15 protein-coding genes are annotated in these 17,971 nt (G+C 29.2%); 2 read left to right on the top strand and 13 right to left on the bottom strand.

Annotation, left to right across the window (positions count from 1 at the left end; translation table 11 throughout):
• Positions 1 to 70 precede the first annotated feature (70 nt).
• The 6 genes from BHW04_RS03455 to cdaA all read right to left on the bottom strand — a co-directional run bounded on the left by BHW04_RS03455 (position 71) and on the right by cdaA (position 7,024).
• Positions 71 to 853: an AIM24 family protein gene (locus BHW04_RS03455; protein WP_022212030.1), complete on the bottom strand. Its 783-nt coding sequence runs from the start codon at positions 851 to 853 to the stop codon at positions 71 to 73.
• A gap of 96 nt (positions 854 to 949) precedes the next feature.
• Positions 950 to 2,020, bottom strand: a complete 1,071-nt coding sequence (buk, locus tag BHW04_RS03450) for a butyrate kinase (protein ID WP_302623241.1) — start codon at positions 2,018 to 2,020, stop codon at positions 950 to 952.
• Positions 2,021 to 2,041: 21 nt separating this feature from the next.
• Positions 2,042 to 2,989 carry a phosphate butyryltransferase gene (ptb, locus tag BHW04_RS03445; protein WP_302630722.1) on the bottom strand — a complete coding sequence of 316 codons (948 nt, stop codon included), beginning with the start codon at positions 2,987 to 2,989 and terminating at the stop codon, positions 2,042 to 2,044.
• Between the two features lie 140 nt (positions 2,990 to 3,129).
• Positions 3,130 to 4,734: an NAD(P)/FAD-dependent oxidoreductase gene (locus BHW04_RS03440; protein ID WP_302698892.1), complete on the bottom strand. Its 1,605-nt coding sequence runs from the start codon at positions 4,732 to 4,734 to the stop codon at positions 3,130 to 3,132.
• Positions 4,735 to 4,907: 173 nt separating this feature from the next.
• On the bottom strand, positions 4,908 to 6,203 hold the full coding sequence (locus BHW04_RS03435; protein WP_302630714.1) for a CdaR family protein: 1,296 nt from the start codon (positions 6,201 to 6,203) through the stop codon (positions 4,908 to 4,910).
• Positions 6,173 to 7,024: a diadenylate cyclase CdaA gene (gene cdaA, locus BHW04_RS03430; RefSeq protein ID WP_302630715.1), complete on the bottom strand. Its 852-nt coding sequence runs from the start codon at positions 7,022 to 7,024 to the stop codon at positions 6,173 to 6,175. Before cdaA ends, BHW04_RS03435 begins: the two co-directional genes overlap by 31 nt.
• Positions 7,025 to 7,155: 131 nt before the next feature.
• Here cdaA and BHW04_RS03425 point away from each other — a divergent pair, with 131 nt between their 5' ends.
• On the top strand, positions 7,156 to 8,157 hold the full coding sequence (locus BHW04_RS03425) for a hypothetical protein (protein WP_186835316.1): 1,002 nt from the start codon (positions 7,156 to 7,158) through the stop codon (positions 8,155 to 8,157).
• 64 nt (positions 8,158 to 8,221) lie between these two features.
• Entirely contained in the window at positions 8,222 to 8,812 is a 591-nt protein-coding gene (locus BHW04_RS03420) for a cell wall hydrolase (RefSeq protein WP_022212023.1), read from the top strand.
• 52 nt (positions 8,813 to 8,864) lie between these two features.
• Here the strand turns inward: BHW04_RS03420 and iadA are convergent, their stop codons facing one another.
• From iadA to BHW04_RS03385, 7 genes are all read right to left on the bottom strand, one after another.
• Positions 8,865 to 10,034 carry a beta-aspartyl-peptidase gene (iadA, locus tag BHW04_RS03415; RefSeq protein ID WP_302630723.1) on the bottom strand — a complete coding sequence of 390 codons (1,170 nt, stop codon included), beginning with the start codon at positions 10,032 to 10,034 and terminating at the stop codon, positions 8,865 to 8,867.
• Between the two features lie 15 nt (positions 10,035 to 10,049).
• The gene (locus BHW04_RS03410) at positions 10,050 to 11,171 is read right to left on the bottom strand and encodes a tetratricopeptide repeat protein (RefSeq protein ID WP_302698890.1); all 1,122 of its coding nucleotides are present in this window, start codon (positions 11,169 to 11,171) and stop codon (positions 10,050 to 10,052) included.
• Positions 11,172 to 11,214: 43 nt separating this feature from the next.
• A complete protein-coding gene (locus BHW04_RS03405) occupies positions 11,215 to 11,739 on the bottom strand; it encodes a chromate transporter (protein ID WP_022212020.1) in 525 nt (174 codons plus the stop codon).
• Positions 11,740 to 11,742: 3 nt separating this feature from the next.
• On the bottom strand, positions 11,743 to 12,276 hold the full coding sequence (locus BHW04_RS03400; RefSeq protein ID WP_186835313.1) for a chromate transporter: 534 nt from the start codon (positions 12,274 to 12,276) through the stop codon (positions 11,743 to 11,745).
• Between the two features lie 368 nt (positions 12,277 to 12,644).
• Positions 12,645 to 14,264, bottom strand: a complete 1,620-nt coding sequence (gene ptsP / locus BHW04_RS03395) for a phosphoenolpyruvate--protein phosphotransferase (RefSeq protein ID WP_022212018.1) — start codon at positions 14,262 to 14,264, stop codon at positions 12,645 to 12,647.
• Positions 14,265 to 14,492: 228 nt separating this feature from the next.
• A complete protein-coding gene (locus tag BHW04_RS03390; protein ID WP_302623517.1) occupies positions 14,493 to 15,527 on the bottom strand; it encodes a ribonucleotide-diphosphate reductase subunit beta in 1,035 nt (344 codons plus the stop codon).
• A gap of 33 nt (positions 15,528 to 15,560) precedes the next feature.
• A complete protein-coding gene (locus tag BHW04_RS03385; RefSeq protein WP_302630718.1) occupies positions 15,561 to 17,780 on the bottom strand; it encodes a ribonucleoside-diphosphate reductase subunit alpha in 2,220 nt (739 codons plus the stop codon).
• Positions 17,781 to 17,971: the final 191 nt, after the last annotated feature.

The following is a 17,971-nucleotide window of genomic DNA, read 5'->3' as shown; positions in this document are numbered from 1 at the left end:
TCACTCCTAAATCAGCTTTTTTCAATATAATTTTATCACTTTAGCTTAATAAAGTTAAGTAATAAGCGCATTATTCCTCCTGGTTTTCATCAATATCCTCTGAAAAATCTTCATAACAGCTTAAAGTTGGTAATATCCACACTTCTCCAATGCCTTCATAAACATGTAGATATTCTTTTTCACTTATATCTGAATCGTTAAGATAATTATTAATTGATTCAATAGATACATCTATAGAACCACTTCTTAATACAGCAAAATCTCCATCTACTGTAAGCTTATCATTAAATAATTTGCATCTGACTATCTCACTTTCAGGAACATTCATAAGTAAAATAACAATTCCACTTCCACTAAGTTTTATTTGTAATTTATCCTTATCTAATAATTTTTCACCATCTTCAATATTGATTTTAATTGAATCTTCACATATATAAAATATATCCTCATCAACTATTATTTCTTCATCATATAATTCAATTAAAGAAAAATACTTAAATGATGGCTTAAAATACACTTCTCCTGTACCGCTTAAAGATATCTTTCCTGTCTTTTCTCCTATACCCAATAACCTTCTAGTTATGCTTGATGACTTAATCTTTTTATCCTTTATTCCAATATCACCTTTCATATAGCTTAATATTTCATTTTGTACCTTTATGGTGCTATTTTTTAAAATAACTTTAACTTGCCTCAATGCATCATTACAATCATATATATCCTTTGCCTGCTTAAAGCTTTTATAATTAGAATATCCCCCTATATCATTATATTGTAAAACTTGAAATAATGAATTCCCTATGCTTTGAAAAATAACTTCTGCCTTGCTTTTAGAAGTAATAGTTGTCTTCATATAACCACCCCTTCCTTAAGTATAGACACATTCCATCATTTTAATCTTTTCTCAAATAAAAAGAGCTTGAAAATCTAATTTTCAAGCATTATAAATTTATTTGTATTCTTTTGCTTCCTCTTCCCCACTTAATACTCTAATTCCACCTTGTGCTAACGCTAAAAGCTCATCCTCTCCTGGATATACTTTTACTGGTGCAATCCAACCTATGGCTTTTTTCAAATCATCTACTACAAATGGTGAGTATGCTATTCCACCAGTTAAAATTATTGCATCAACTTGGCCCTTTAGAACAGTAGACATAGCTCCTATCTCCTTTGCCACTTGATAAATAAATGCATCATATACTAATTTACATTTTTCATCTCCATTATTTTTCTTATCAATAACAGACTTTAAATCATTAGTTCCTAAATAAGCAACTACTCCACCTTTTCCTACTATCTTCTTATATACTTCATCCTTAGTATATTCACCACTAAAGCACATTTTAATTAGCTCTCCTGCTGGTACTCCTCCAGCTCTTTCAGGTGAAAATGGACCATCTCCATCTAAAGTGTTATTAACATCTATGACTCTACCATTTTTATGAGCACCTACAGAAACTCCACCACCCATATGAGTAACTACAAGGTTAAAGTCTTCATATCTTTTACCACTTTCTTTAGCAAACCTCTTAGCAACAGCTTTTTGATTTAAAGCATGGAATATGCTTATTCTTCTTAATTCTGGCACTCCAGATAATCTTGCTACATCGCTTAGTTCATCAACTACAACTGGATCAACTATAAAAGCTCTTACATCTGCTTGTTCTGCAATTTCTTGTGCTAATATTCCTCCTAAATTTGAAGCATGAGGTCCTTGCACCCCAATCTTTAAATCCTCAAGTAAAGCCTTGTTTACTTCATAAGTCCCACTTGGAATTGGTTTTAAAAGTCCACCTCGCCCTATTACTGCATCTAAAGTGTTTATATCAAAATTATTTTCTCTTAAAACATTAAGGATTACTTCCTTCCTAAAATCCTTTTGAGAGTAAATAGTTTCAAATTGACCTATTTCTTCTGCACTATGCCTTAAAGTCTTCTCAAAAATTTGCTTTTCATCTTCATAAACACCAATTTTAGTTGATGTTGAACCTGGATTTATTATTAATAATTTAAATGCCATTTTTAATCCTCCCAAAAATTCTTATTTATTTTCAGCTACTAATGCAGCTAATACTATGGAATTAACCTTGGTTTCAAAGCTATCAGCTCTTGAAGTTAAAATTACTGGTGCTGATGTACCTACCAGTATTCCACCATTCTTAGTATGAGCAGTATAAGTTAATGTTTTATACATAACATTAGCTGTTTCAATATTAGGAAGTAACAATATATCTGCATTTCCTGCAACTGAGCCGCTTACCCCTTTATGTTCAGCAGCTTCAATTGATAAAGCATTATCTAATGCTAAAGGTCCATCAACTATACATCCTTTAATTTGCCCTCTATCACTCATCTTTGATAATAATGCTGCATCTACTGTTGCTTGCATATCTGGGTTAACAACTTCCACAGCACATATTGGAGCTACTTTTGGTGTTTGTATTCCACAAGCCTTTGCTACCACTACTGAATTTTTAATTATTTGAGCTTTATCCTTTAACTCTGGATAAGTATTAAATGCTGCATCTGTTAAAAGAATTAATCTATCAAATCCTTCTATTTCAAAAACAGCTACATGAGACATTAAACTTCCTGTTCTAAGTCCAACTTCCTTATTTAATACGCTTCTTAAAAACGTTGCTGTATCTACTAGACCCTTCATAAGCATATCTGCTCTTCCTATCGATACTAATTCAACTGCATGTAATGTTGCTTTCTTAGGTTCTTCTATATTTACTATTTCAAATTTATTTAAATCCATACCTATGTTCTTTGCTATTAAAGATATTTCTTCTTTATTTCCAACCAATATTGCATCAGCTATTCCTTTATCATTTGCTTCTTTAACAGCTTCTAGAACTGGCTCATCTTGTGCCACTGCTACTGCTAATTTTTTTCTCTTAATCCCCTTTAATTTTGATAATAAATCATCAAAATTCTTACTCATAATACACCTCTCATTTCTTATTTTATCCCTTTTATTATAAATTTTAGTATTTTTTATAATATTTAACAATTATATTTTATCAAACTTTATCACAAATTCCTAAATTTTCAGAAAACTTTTAGTTATTTTTTTCACATAAAAAAAACAATGAATCAATATGCTTGATTCATTGTAATTTTTTATTAAATATTTAGTTTGATATATTTTCCTATGATATTTTCCGCAACCTTTATACCATCTACTGCCGCTGAAATAATTCCCCCAGCAAATCCTGCACCTTCTCCACAAGGATAAATACCTTCAATAGAAGTACTTTCAAAGTTTTCATTTCTTAGCATCCTTATAGGTGCTGATGTTCTTGTTTCCACTCCTGTAAGAACTGCATCATCCATGCCATAACCTTTAATTTTTCTATCAAAATTAACTATACCTTCTTTAATTGATTCAACAACGAAATCTGGCAGACATTCTCTCATATCTACAAGTTTATATCCTGGTTTATATCCTGGTGTTACAGAACCTATTTTAGTAGAAACTCTATCCCTCATAAAATCTCCTACAAGTTGTACTGGTGCATTATAATTAGCTCCACCTACCTTATAAGCAAGCTCTTCATATTTTCTTTGAAATTCTACCCCTGCTAAAACATATTCGCTACCAAAATCTTCTGGATGTACTTGAACAACTAATGCTGAATTAGCATTTTCCAAATCTCTAGCATGATAACTCATTCCATTGGTAACAACTCTTCCCTCTTCTGAGGCTGCTGCTACAACTACTCCACCTGGACACATACAGAATGAATATACTCCTCTTTTACTTTCTTTGCATTGATAAGTAAGTTTATAGTCTGCAGCCTTTAATTTAGGATGATTATGGAACTTTCCATATTGACTCTTATTTATTAAATCCTGTGGATGCTCTATTCTTACGCCAATGGCAAAAGCTTTTTGTGTCATTTCAAGGCCTGTTTCATAAAGCATTTCATAAGTATCTCTAGCACTATGTCCTAATGCTAATATCACAGCTTCACAAGGAATTTCTTCACCATTTACTATGATACTCTTAACTTTACCATTTTCCTTATTTATATATTCAAGTTTAGAAGAAAATCTTACTTCTCCACCTAATTTAATTATTTTTTTTCTTATATTCTTAACAACATCTTTTAAAATATCTGTACCAACATGTGGCTTTCCTAGATAAGCAATCTCTGCTGGTGCTCCACCTTTAACAAGCTCTGCTAATACATAATCACATCTTTTATCTTTTATTCTTGTAGTAAGCTTACCATCTGAAAAGGCACCTGCTCCCCCTTCTCCAAACTGTACATTAGATTCTAAATTCAACTTTCCTTCTGTCCAAAATCTATCCACAGTTTCACTTCTTTTATCCACATCTTCTCCACGTTCTATCACCAGTGGTTTATAACCTTTTTCTGCTAACATTAAAGCTGCAAATATACCTGATGGCCCAAACCCCACTACTACAGGCCTATTATTAAGCTTTTCATTTCCTTCCTGAACATCTGGTTCATATTTTGTAGTATCTATTTTTACATCTTTATCATGTAATCTTTCCACAAGCTTTTCTTCATTTTTATGTTCTAATTCTACGGCATATGTAAGTCTTATATTATCTTTATTTCTAGCATCTAAGCTTTCCTTTATTATCTTAAAGTTTTTTATTTCATCAATAGATATCTTCAGCTTTTTACTAACTTTCTTTTTTAATATACGTATATCATCATCTAAGCTAAGTACTATATTATTAACTCTTATAGTCATAAAATCACCTTCTTAATTATTATTTTCTAATGTTAGACTATTTTATCATACCTCACATATTAATTAAACACTACGTTAATTAGTTAAGTCTATCATAGCTTTAGTTAATAAGTAACAAGAATAAAAAGCCCATCGGGGCTTTTTATCATCAATTCATAATTCATTATTAACTATTATTGAGCTAAAGTACTTTCTTCATTGGTAGTTGTTTCATTAAAGACACCTTCGCTATTTTCTTCTTTAGTTACATTTATTATTATGCTTTCAACACTGATTATTTCAACACCTTCAGCATCTCCTGTAATATTAACAGCTGGAGTCTCTGTATATTGTCCTGTATCAGTTATTGAAGATAAATCTATACTAGCTACTATATTTTCTATATTGATAGAATCTAGTTTATTCTTGCTACCTTTAAGTACAATCTTTACCTTGTTTGATGAAGCTGTCATATTAAAATCACTTGCCAAACCACTTGTAGTATATTCTACTTCAAATTCTCTTGTTACTTCATTTTCTTGGCTTTCCTTAACTTCTTCTACTTCAATACTTACAGTAACATATGATATGCTTGCTTTTTCAATACCATCTGGAAAAATTAAATCAACTTTCATATTACTGTTTTTTGTTATTCTAGATAAATCAATAGCTTCTGTGTATATCTCACTGATACTATCTAAAATATATTGAGGTCCTGTTATTTCCACATAATTCTGCGATAGTTCCATGGATGCTATATTAATATTATAACCTGCATTACCTATAGTGCCTACCTTAATAGGTACAGATTTACCTGGGTTAACTTTGATAATTACTTGTACTCTTTCAGTTGAAAGTTTTACCCCTTCTACAGTATATCCACTATCACCTATAGCTACAACTTCATAATTTTTAACTATATCTTCAAAAACATTATCCTCCTGACCTAATACCACAACTCCCTTAACTTGACTTACTAGTGATTTTGGTCCAGATACTGTCACTGTTTCTGGATTTATTTGAGGCTGTGCAACATAATAATTAGCTTTGGCTGCCACATCTATTCTTGACTCCACCTTAAAATCTTTTTCTATAATTTCTTCAATCTTTACTGTCACAACTAAATTAGAGGTATTTTTCACTGTAACGTTTGATGGAGTATCAACTATAGTTATTGGAATTGAGTTATCTCCTAACTTTAAGGCATACTCAGCTAAATCTATCTTAATTGAAAAGTTATCTTTATTCAATTTATACACGTCTTGGCTATATCCTTCAACCTTTAAATCTACATAAATACTTTGATTGGGTACTAAGGCCATCCCTTGCTTTGATAAATCGTTAGCATTTAAAAGCTGTACAGGAACCTTGCTTACTTCTACAGTCCTTATTGGATTTTCAGTATTAGTTACATATAACCATAACCCAATGGATATAAAAAGTGATACAATTTGAACTATTATTTTTTGCTTAGTTTTCCTGTTATCCATCCCTTCACCTTCTTGCCTGCAGTTTTAACTCTCTTATTTTCTCTTTCTTCCATTATTTTTAATAATATAATTTTCAATCTATCTCTATCATAGTTTCTTGTAAGTCTTCCATTAATAGCTAGAGAAATTATTCCTGTTTCTTCTGATACAATTATTACTAAAGCATCAGATATTTCAGATAGTCCTATAGCAGCTCTATGTCTTGTACCAAGCTTCTTATTTATATCTTGATTAGTAAGTGGCAACACACATCCTGATGCTATTATTCTTCCTTTACCAATTATTGTTGCACCATCATGTAATGGGGTATTAATAACAAATATATTTTCTAATAGATTTGCTGATATTTTTGAATCTATCTCTGTACCTGATGCTATTAACTCTCCCAGTCCTGTTCCTTGTTCAATGGCAATTAATGCTCCTGTTTTAGTTTCTGCAAGATTAATCACTGCTTCAACTATTTCATTTACATTTTTGTTCATCTGTTCTTTATCTTCAAAGCCATGCTTATCTTCAAAAGCACTTCTGCCTAAATGCTCCAATGCTCTTCTAATTTCAGGTTGAAAGATAATTACCACTGATAAGACCCCAATAGCTAATGTCTTATTTAATATGTAATATAGCATTGATAAATTAAATAAATAACTTATTGGTATTAATACTATAATTAAGGCAATTCCTTTTAATAATTGCTCTGCCCTGGTTTCCTTTATTAAAAAGTATCCTTTATAAAAAATAAAAGCTACAACTACTATATCTATACATGCACTGATTGAAATATTTCTTAAAGCATTTACAATCATTGAAACCAACTCTTCCATAATTTCACCACCATTACTTTTCTATTTAAATTATACACTATAACTTATATTTTTTAACAATATATATAATATTTTTAAGTTTATCTTAATAAATTTATGTAAAGACAACTTTTCAAAGGATGTGATTTTTAATGAATATTAATAAAGAGTATTTAAAAAATAATTTTAACTTCATAATTTGTCTTATAATATCTATTATTATTACCTCAACTTGCGTTATTCTTTTAAATATTAGCTCTAATATGAAAAGCACAACTACTTATAGTAATCTATCAAATTATGCTCTTATAGCTAATAATCTTAATTCAATTAACTCTTCACTTAATAATTGTACTGCCGACACTTCATTAAATATCGTGGCAGCTTCATCTTTATTAAAAAATGGCCTTGCCGATTTAGATAATTGTAAGACATCTTTGGCTAGTTTATCTTCTAATGACAATAGCCAAGTATCTAGCAATCTACTTAAAGCATTGGATGACACTTATAACTTATACACATACTGTCTTAACTATATTTCTACATATGAAGACTCTTCATTAGATGAACTAGCTGCTAATTTAGATGCCTTAAAAAATAACTGCATTGCTTCTTACTCTAAACTATCTGATGAAGGCATTTCACTTAATTATAGTAGTTCTTTACAAAACTTTTTATACGCATTTATTTCTCATTACTCCAAATTAAACCAAAGCAAGATTGAAAGTGAACTTAAACATTCACAAAATACAGAATTTATTACTAAGCTTTCAGCTATATCTAATAACTTTTTAGGACTTTTAGAAGACCTTAAGCCAGCAGTTGATCGTGTTCGCGAAGAAAATAGAAGCTTCGATGCTATTATTAATGATTTAAATGATAAAGAAAATTCTTTTAATTTTCTAAAGAAAGATTTAAATAGTGTTTCTATTCCAGAAGGCTATTTAAATTATTATAATAATTTAAATGATATTTTTTCTTTATATTCATCTTATTTAAATTCAATGCGTACTGCCATTATATATGAACGCTCCTCTTCTGATTATAAAAAAAATAAGACAGTTATTGATAAAAATTATGATAATGCATATAAAAAATATAATAATGTTTTAGAGAGCATCCAGCAATTTTTAAGCTTGTTAGAAAATTCTTAGTATTATTTTTCTCTTTCTGGTTACACTATATTCTGATTGGGTTGTAACCAAAAGGAGGTTTTTTATGAAATTGGTTAATTTTTTTATTTTTTTTATTTTAACCCTTTCTCTTTCAGCGAATATTAGCTGCAAAGGTTATGAACTAGCAGATAATATTAATTTATTAAATAATTTAAAGTATGATGAAAATGTTGAAAGCTTAAATTGCTCCAGTGAGAGCTGTATAGATTTATCTGATAATGATTATGTAGAAGTTTTTTCAGATAATAATAGTTCAATTTATTTAACAGAAGATGACATATATATTATGTCTCAAGTTGTATATGCTGAAAGTAAAGGCGAACCATTTGAAGGAAAGGTAGCCGTAGCATCTGTAATATTAAATCGTGTCTTAAGTCCACAATTTCCTGATACGGTTCAAGAAGTAATATTCCAACCCTATGCTTTTTCTTGCGTAGTAGATGGAAAGATTACCGTTGAACCATCATCAGAGTGTTTTGCAGCTGTTTATGATGCTATTAAAGGCTATGATCCAACTGGTGATGCGTTATTTTTTTATAACCCAGAAACAGCAACTTGTAGCTGGATGAGAAGTGTAGAAAAATCTGATACTACCTTAATAGGTCAGCATTTATTTTTCTCTTTAGCTTATTAAAAATAAGGAGCTATGTCTTATTAGATATAGCCCCTTATTTTTATATTAAACATTAAACGAATATGCTCTCTATAATAGCTTTTCCATTTTCAACAACAATATTTCCATTAGCTATTACAATATTTATTTCTAAATTTTCATCATCAACAATAACTAAATCCGCATCCTTTCCCATTTCTATAGTACCCTTATTTTCTAATTTTAATATCCTTGATACATTTGAAGTTATTACTTTAATAGCAGTTTCCATTGGAATATTATAATTCTTAACAGCTTCTTTAACTTCTCCATATAAACTTGTTACACTACATATCCCTAAACCTAATAACTTACCTTTATCAAAAACAGGCATACTTCCATTACCATCAGATGAAAATGTTATATTATCAATTTTAACACCTTTATTTAATAAGTATTCTAATGCTTCTGATGCTCTCATTTCCCCTGGTTCTAAATGCTTAGGGTCTGAACTTGTTGTTAAATCTATATATCCACCTTTTTTAGCATATCTTAAACCTTCATCTAACAAATCTTTATTTCTATTAAGGTGAGTTGGTAATATTTGCGTACTTGGTATTTCTGTTTCTTCTATCATTTTAACAATATATTCTAGACCCATTTTGCCATCACCTAAATGCACATTAATTACGCCTGCTTTTCCTGATAATAATCCAGCTACTCTTGTTTCTGCCACAACTCTAAGAAATTCATCATAAGTAGGCTGAGTACTTCTATGATCCGATAATGCTACTTCTCCTACACCTATTATTTTTTCAATTAGCATTACATCTTTCTTTATACTATCTGTTACTGTCTTTATTGGTATATCATATGAACCTGTATAACAATATACTGTTATACCATCTTCCTCCAATGCATTTGCTTTTGCTAAAAGTGTTTCCATATTTCTACATACAGAATCAGTACCTAAACATCCTACTGCTGAAGTTATTCCAGCTTCTATAAGTTCTTTTATATCTATTTCTTTAGTACGAGTTCTAAATCCGCCTTCACCACCTCCACCAATAATATGAACATGTGAATCTATAAATCCTGGTAAACATATCTTTCCAACACCATTTATTCTTTTAATTTCTATAAAATCTTCTGGTATTTTTAATTTATCGTATATCCCTTCTATCTTGTTTCCAACTAAGACTATTGTCTTAATACCCAAATATTTTGGGTTATAGACTTTAATATCTTCAATTACAGTAATTATTGTTATTCTCCTCCTTTATTTATATATTATTTGAGATATTTTGCTATTGTTATATATGGAATTACTAAATTTATTTTTTATATAATTTGCATATTCTTTACTTTTATTTAAATCTATGTTTTCATACGCTAAAGCTAATTTATAATATATCTCCTCTATATATGTTTCATCATATTTATCAATATATTCTTCATAATATTGTATAGCTTCATTAATTTGATTTTTTTCATAATAACATGATGCTAATAAAAATAATACGTGTTTACGATAATAAGTATCTACATCACTATTATATGCACTTTGTAACTTTTCTATTGATTCATCATATTTTTTTTCATCAAATAACCCTATTGATTCTTCATATGCTTTTTTAATTTCTTCTTCCGAATTAAGTTTATTAACTTGAGTATTTTTTTCTTCATTATTAACTTCTTCATTATTAACTTCTTCATTTATGATTTCTTTATTTATAATTTCTTCATTTGCTACTATATTTTCAGTATTATTTGATAAACCTTCATCTTTTTTATTAATATTTAAAAATATAAATATAGCTATTACACCTAATAGTATCAATAATATTATTAAAGCTTTTTTCTTTATTGAATTTTTAAATTCATCTACTGGATCTTGTAAATATCCATTAATTTGATTTCTTATTTCAAGAGCTGTCCTTCCCTCTTTATTTATAATTAGTGAGGCTTCATTAAACTCCATTGCTTTTAAATAATTGCCTTTTCTTAAATAACATATGGATAAAGCATTATTAACATTTATGCTATTAAAATCACTCACCCTACACTTCTCTAATTTTTCTATGGCATTATCAATCTTCAACTCTTTGATATCATGTTCTGCTAAAGAGTATAATTTAATATTTTCTTCATCTTTTTTTGCATCTCTAATATAAATTTTTGATATTTCATCATTATTATAATCTTTATTTATTTTCCATACAGCAATTGCTCCCTTTAAATCTCCTTTTATATATACTAGCATTCCCTTTAAATTTAATAGTCTCACATCTTTTAAATTTAAAGATATACCCTTTTCACATTCTTCTAAAGCCTTTTCAATATAACCTTTATTATAATTATCCATAGACTTTTCATATATTTTGTTAAGTTTATTTCCCATTCATTGTCTCCATTATTTAAAATTTACTATTATAATATCGTTATTATACATAAAATACTAAACCAAGTATTGCAGCAATTACAATTACTAATATAGGATGCACTTTTTTTGACCACAATACTACTGCAATTATCACAGTAATAAAAATACTTTTCCAATCTTTATATGCATCTATAGCTAAATCCCAAAAAGCATATATTATCAATGCTATAAGTGCTGGTTTCATACCTAATAATGCAGCTTGAACCATTTTAAATTCTTTGAATTTATCTAATATCCTATTTATTATTACTACTAAAATAAATGAAGTAGTTATTACTCCTAATGTAGCAACTATACTGCCTATTACTCCACTTATTTTATATCCAACAAAAGTTGCAGAATTTATTGCCACAGGTCCTGGTGTCATTTGTGAAATGCCAATTATATCAGTAAATTCTGTACTACTTATCCAATTATTTTTTTCTACTATTTCCTTTTGAATAAAAGGAAGCATTGCATATCCACCGCCAAAGCTAAAAGTACCTATCTTTAAAAAGGCTAAATATAATTTTACTAATAGTTTCATCTCCTATACCTTCCCTCTTAAAAATATCGCTCCATAAACTCCAGATACTATTATTACTACCACAGGGTTAATATGAAAAAATATCAATGCAATTAATGAAATAAGTATAGTTATAAGGCTTCTTAAATTTTTAGGTATTCCTTTAGCTAAACTTATAGCTCCTACTAATACAAGCATTGGCACTGCTGCTGTTATGCCCATAAAAGCAGCATTAACATAGTAATTATTTCTAAATTGCATAAAAAAAGCAGCTATTAATATAATTATTATAAAAGATGGTAATATTACTGCAATTAATGCTGATATAGCACCTAAAATTCCAGCTATCCTATATCCTAAAAAAATAGATGCATTAATTGCCATTGCCCCTGGAAGACTTTGTGCTACCACTAATACATCCATAAATTCATCTTTATTAAGCCATTTCTTATTATTAACCACCTCTTGTTCAATTAATGGAATCATTGCATATCCTCCACCAAAAGTAAATGCTCCTATTTTAAATATAGATAGAAAAATTTCAAAAATAATTTTCATAAAATCACCACCCATGTTTATTATACCTTAATACTACTGCTCAAATACTTATTAAATAAAATAAACTGTTTCTTATCAATTAGATAAAAACAGTCCATTTAATAATATTATTTAATTTTGCCTTCTATAATTAAATCTGAAAGACTTCTTTTAGGAACATGATTTGCATCATTTTTATCATGCCAGTATTTTACGTCTCCATCTTCTCATTATTTTTCTTTTCTTCTATTATAACTCGTTGGACAGCTTACTATCTCCTTATTCCATTAACTTTTTCATATAAATACCACTGCCATTAACCTTTGAATACTTTTCAGATAAAAAATAAGAGGTAAAGTACTTAATACCTTTACCTCTTATTTTTTATATTATTCTTGTTCTAAGATTATCTTCTTAGCATTTAAGATTGAAGTAGCACTCATTGAGAACTCATCTAGTCCATATTCAACAAGTGTTGGGATAGCAGCTTCATCTCCTGCCATTTCTCCACACATTCCAACCCATTTACCGTGCTTATGAGCTCCATCAATAGTCATCTTTATTAATCTTAATACAGCTGGGTGCATTGGATTGTAAAGATATGAAACTTTTTCACTCATTCTATCAGCAGCTAATGTATATTGAATTAAGTCGTTTGTTCCTATTGAGAAGAAGTCAACATGCTTAGCTAATTCATCAGCCATTACTGCAGCTGCAGGTATTTCAACCATTATACCCCATTGAATTGAATCTGAAGTAGCTACTCCTTCAGCATGTAATTCTGCTCTACACTCTTCTACGAATTCTTTAGCAGCTTGGAATTCTTCTAATCCTGAAATCATTGGGAACATAACTGCTAATTTACCATATACTGAAGCTCTAAGTAAAGCTCTTATTTGAACTTTAAATATGTCTTTTCTATCTAAACATAATCTTATAGCTCTATATCCTAAGAATGGGTTCATTTCTTCTGGTAATGGTAAGTAAGGTAATACCTTATCTCCACCGATATCTAATGTTCTTATAACAACTTGTTTTCCGTTAGCTTTTTCTAATACAGTCTTATATGCTGCGAATTGTTCTTCTTCAGTTGGAGCTGAATCTCTATCCATATATAAGAATTCTGTTCTGAATAAACCTACACCATCTCCACCATTAGCTAAAACTTGGTCTATATCTTCTGGCTTTCCTATGTTTCCACAAACCTCTACTCTTTTACCTGATTTAGTAACTGTTTTAACTTCGATAAGTTTCTTTAATTCTTCTTGTTCTGCTTTGAAAGCTTCTTGCTTAGCTCTATATTCTGCTACTACTTCTTCTGAAGGATTGATTATAGCAATACCTTCAATACCATCAACTATAACTAAGTCTCCATTTTTAACTGAAGTAGTTATATCTCCTAAACCAACTACTGCTGGTATTTCTAATGTTCTAGCCATGATAGCTGAGTGAGAAGTTCTTCCCCCAATGTTAGTTAAGAAACCAACAACTAATGATCTATCTAATTGAGCTGTATCTGATGGAGTTAAATCATGAGCAACTACAACTGTATTCTTTTCAGTTATAGCAAAATCACTTCCACCTTTTCCTGCTAAGTTAGAGATTATTCTCTTAGAAACGTCTTTAACATCAGCAGCTCTTTCTCTCATATATGCATCTTCCATTGATTCAAATATCATAACGAAAGTATCTGTTACCATTTGAACTGCTTTCATTGGATTTATACTTTCATTTTCTATAGTGTTTTCCATTTCTCCAGCAAATCCTGGATCATCTAATAATTCTAAGTGTGCTACGAAAACCTGAGCTTCGTGCTCACCTATTTCTTCTAAAGTTTTAGCTTTAATAGCTTCTAATTGAATTCTTGAATCTTCTAAAGCTTTGCTTAATTCTGCCTTAGCAGCAGCAACATCTGTTACTTTTTCATCTGTTATAACTATTTCTTCATGTTGTTGAATAAATACTTTACCTATTGCATATCCTTTTGAAGCAGCAATACCATTTTTCATTGCAATTTCCTCCCTGCATCATAACAATGTAATTGTTTAACATTGTAATTCCATAGTTAATTAAAATATTATGATTGTTTTTTAATTATAACATATATTCTTTAAATATTATCAAAATTTCTTTAATTTTTAATATTTTCTCAAAATACTTTATATTTTTTTAACAACTATCATATTTTATAACATTTTTTTGATAATATTTTCAAATTTATACTGTAAATGTTAATTTTATAAATCATCAATTAATACACTAGCTTTTGCATATGCTGTTGATTTTGCTTCAAAAAAGTCAGTTTTTACTGAATTTGCATCTGCTAAAGTATCTACCCATTTAGCTGGATTTTCATCATAACCTTCAAAAATTACTTCAAATCCAATTTCTTTTAATCTTCTATTACCTAAATATTTTATATAACTTTCAATTAAATTACTATTTATTCCTTGAATTTTATCACCAATTACATATTTACCCCAATTAATTTCATTTTCAACACCTATTTTCATCATGCATCTTAATTCTTCTCTTAATTCTTCTGTAAATACTTCTGGCTCTTCATTTATAAGCTCTCTAATTATGCTTCTAAATAACCAAAGGTGAGTGTTTTCATCTCTATTTATATATCTTATTTCCTGAGCTGAACCTGGCATCTTTCCATTTCTCTCTAAATTATAGAAGAACATAAATCCAGAATAGAAATATATACCTTCTAAAATGTAATTAGCCATTACTGTCTTTACTAAGTTTTCTATAGTAGGCTCTTCTAAAAAGTTATTATATTGAGCCCCTATAAATTTATTTCTTTCCAGCAATATTTCATCATCTTTCCATTGATATAATATCTCATTTCTCTTTTCTGGAGAACATATAGTGTCCAGCATATAGCTATAGCTTTGAGAGTGTACAGCTTCTTGGAAAGCTTGGATTGTAAGACATAAGTTAATTTCACTGGCTGTAATATAATTATTTATATTTCCTAAATTAGCTGTCTGTATTGAATCTAAAAATATTAAAAATGATAGTATTTTATCGTATGCAACTTTCTCTGCTTCTTTTAAATTGTTATAATCTTTTAAATCTTGTGATAAATTAATTTCTTCTGGTATCCAGAAATTATTCATTGCCTGTCTATACCACTCTGAAACCCATCCATATTTCATATTATTAAAATCATTTAAATTAGTGGTATTACCATTAATCATTCTTTTTTTACTGACTTCCACATCTCCATTTTCATTAAATAAAGATCTCTTTTTTACATCCATATTAGTTACTCCCAAATGTTTTTATATTTTTTATTATGCTGAACAGCTCTCACACTCTTCTACTGTTAGTGATTTTGACCTTACATAGTATATTGATTTTACTCCACACTTACATGCATCTATGTATAGGTTCATTATTTGTCTCATTGTAAAATCTGTCGTTATATATAAGTTAAAAGATTGTCCTTGGTCTATATGTCTTTGACGTACACCATTAACTTTAACACTAAAGCTTTGATCTACATTATATGCTGAATTATAGAACCAGAAATTTTCCCAGCTTAAATTAGGTGCTGTCTTTGGCACTATGCTTCCTTTTTTCTCTTCTAACCAAAATCTTGCCATAACTGGATCTATACCTTCTGATGTACCTGCTATAGTAGCTGTTGAACCATTTGGTGCTACTGCTAATAAATATCCATTTCTTAACCCTGTTTTATTTACTTCTTGCTTTAATTCATTCCATCTATCACTAGAATAGCCTCTTAATTTGAAATAATCTCCATTTTGCCAATCAGATCCTTCAAAGCATTCATATGAACCTTTTTCTTTAGCTATCTTCATACTTGCTTTTACTGCATAATAATTAATATTTTCATATACTTTATCAGCAAATTCTAAATGTTTTTCTTCTGCCCAATGAATTTTATTATTAGCAATCATATGATGATATCCACTGGTTCCAAGACCTATTGCTCTATATTTTTTATTAGTTATTTCAGCAAATGGAATTGCATAATAATTTAAGTCAATTACATTATCCATGGCTCTTATTTGTGTTTCAACAACATATTCAATTTCCTTTTCATCATTTACATCAACATTACCTAATACTATTGATGAAAGATTACATACAACAAAATCTCCTGCTTTTGTTTTTTCAATTACTATTTTATCGCCGTTCTTATCAAAAATTTCTTTTTGTTGTATTTCCATTGCACTCATATTTTGCATTATTTCTGTACAAAGATTAGAAGAATATATTATCCCTTTATGCTTATTTGGGTTCATCTTATTGACAGTGTCTCTATAAAATGCAAATGGTGTTCCTGTTTCTGCTGCACTTTTTATAATAAGCCTTACTATATCTTTTACACTCATAACACGCTTAGATATTCTATCATCATGAACACATTCATAGTACTTTTCTTCCCATTCTGCACCATAATAATCTTCTAGTGAATATCCCTTAGCAACTTTAATCTCATGAGGACACATCATATACCAATTTGCATCAATATCTTGTTCTGCTAAACGCCAAAATAAATCTGGATAACATAACCCAGGGAAAACATCATGTGCTTTCTTTCTATCATCTCCATTATTCGTTCTTATTTGAAGAAACTCAGGAATATCTTTATGCCATGCATCAAGCCATACTGCTACAGATCCATTTCTAACTCCCAGCTGGTCAACTGCTATTGCTGTATCATTAAATAATTTAACCCATGGAATTACTCCTCCAGCAGCTCCTTTAAAACCTCTTATACTTGACTCTAAAGCTCTAACCTTACCTATGTATATCCCCATACCTCCGCCAAATTTAGAAACATTAGCAAAGTTATCTAAAGATTTATATATTCCATTTAAACTATCATCAACAGTATCAATGAAACATGAGCTTAACTGATAAAATGGCTTTCTAGCATTTGACATAGTCGGTGTTGCCATTGTAGCTTTTAATGAACTTAAAACATCATAAAATCTCTTAGCCCATTCTATTTTCTTACCTTTTACTTCTGGAATTGCTAAGTGCATAGCTATTCCCATAAACATTTGCTGTGGTAATTCTAATGTCTTTTTATTATAATCATGTATTAAATATCTTTTAGTTAATAAATCAATACCACTATATGTAAATAAATAATCTCTTTCTGGCTTTATATATTTTTCTAATTCCTCTACCTCTTCTTGTGAATAATTTTCTAAAATATATTTTCCATATAAATTTCTTGTTGTCATTTCTTTAATAAAATCATAAAAATTGCTATATGGTTCTTGCTTTTTTAACCCTCTGTTATTATTTACTTCTTTATACAATTTATAAATATATATTTTTGAAGCTGCATATTGCCATTTTGGTTCACTTTCTGTTGTTAACTCTAAGGCACTTTGCATAATAGATGATAATATTTCTTCCTCAGTCATACCTGGTCTTATTATGTTATTACAACTCTCAACTAACTTTGCTTCATTATATACGCCATCTTTATCCTTTATATCTTCTATAGCAAATTTACACATTTTATTCATTTAGCCATTTCCTCTCTTCTACTATATATAGTATATTATATGTCTATATTTTCATTATTCCACACAACATATTGTCTTATTATAAACTCACATTTTTAATTTGTAAAAATAGTTTTTCTGTTGTTTTTCTATAAATTTTTTTAACATTTCTTTTATCCTCTTCTATTCTCTTTTAATCAATGATTTTTATT

The sequence above is a fragment of the Clostridium sp. 29_15 genome (genome assembly GCF_001916075.1).
Lineage (GTDB): Bacteria > Bacillota > Clostridia > Clostridiales > Clostridiaceae > Clostridium > Clostridium lentum.
The sequence above is the reverse complement of the archived record's forward strand: the minus strand, read 5'-3'. Positions and strand labels throughout refer to the sequence as shown.

Excerpts from the sequence above, each read along its gene's own strand:
- BHW04_RS03390 (WP_302623517.1), bottom strand. The coding sequence starts at position 15,527 with ATGGATGTAAAAAAGAGATCTTTATTTAATGAAAATGGAGATGTGGAA.
- BHW04_RS03435 (WP_302630714.1), bottom strand. The coding sequence starts at position 6,203 with ATGGATAACAGGAAAACTAAGCAAAAAATAATAGTTCAAATTGTATCA.
- BHW04_RS03420 (WP_022212023.1), top strand. The coding sequence starts at position 8,222 with ATGAAATTGGTTAATTTTTTTATTTTTTTTATTTTAACCCTTTCTCTT.
- BHW04_RS03455 (WP_022212030.1), bottom strand. The coding sequence starts at position 853 with ATGAAGACAACTATTACTTCTAAAAGCAAGGCAGAAGTTATTTTTCAA.
- buk (WP_302623241.1), bottom strand. The coding sequence starts at position 2,020 with ATGGCATTTAAATTATTAATAATAAATCCAGGTTCAACATCAACTAAA.
- cdaA (WP_302630715.1), bottom strand. The coding sequence starts at position 7,024 with ATGGAAGAGTTGGTTTCAATGATTGTAAATGCTTTAAGAAATATTTCA.
- BHW04_RS03425 (WP_186835316.1), top strand. The coding sequence starts at position 7,156 with ATGAATATTAATAAAGAGTATTTAAAAAATAATTTTAACTTCATAATT.
- BHW04_RS03385 (WP_302630718.1), bottom strand. The coding sequence starts at position 17,780 with ATGAATAAAATGTGTAAATTTGCTATAGAAGATATAAAGGATAAAGAT.
- BHW04_RS03400 (WP_186835313.1), bottom strand. The coding sequence starts at position 12,276 with ATGAAAATTATTTTTGAAATTTTTCTATCTATATTTAAAATAGGAGCA.
- BHW04_RS03405 (WP_022212020.1), bottom strand. The coding sequence starts at position 11,739 with ATGAAACTATTAGTAAAATTATATTTAGCCTTTTTAAAGATAGGTACT.
- BHW04_RS03410 (WP_302698890.1), bottom strand. The coding sequence starts at position 11,171 with ATGGGAAATAAACTTAACAAAATATATGAAAAGTCTATGGATAATTAT.
- ptsP (WP_022212018.1), bottom strand. The coding sequence starts at position 14,264 with ATGAAAAATGGTATTGCTGCTTCAAAAGGATATGCAATAGGTAAAGTA.
- BHW04_RS03440 (WP_302698892.1), bottom strand. The coding sequence starts at position 4,734 with ATGACTATAAGAGTTAATAATATAGTACTTAGCTTAGATGATGATATA.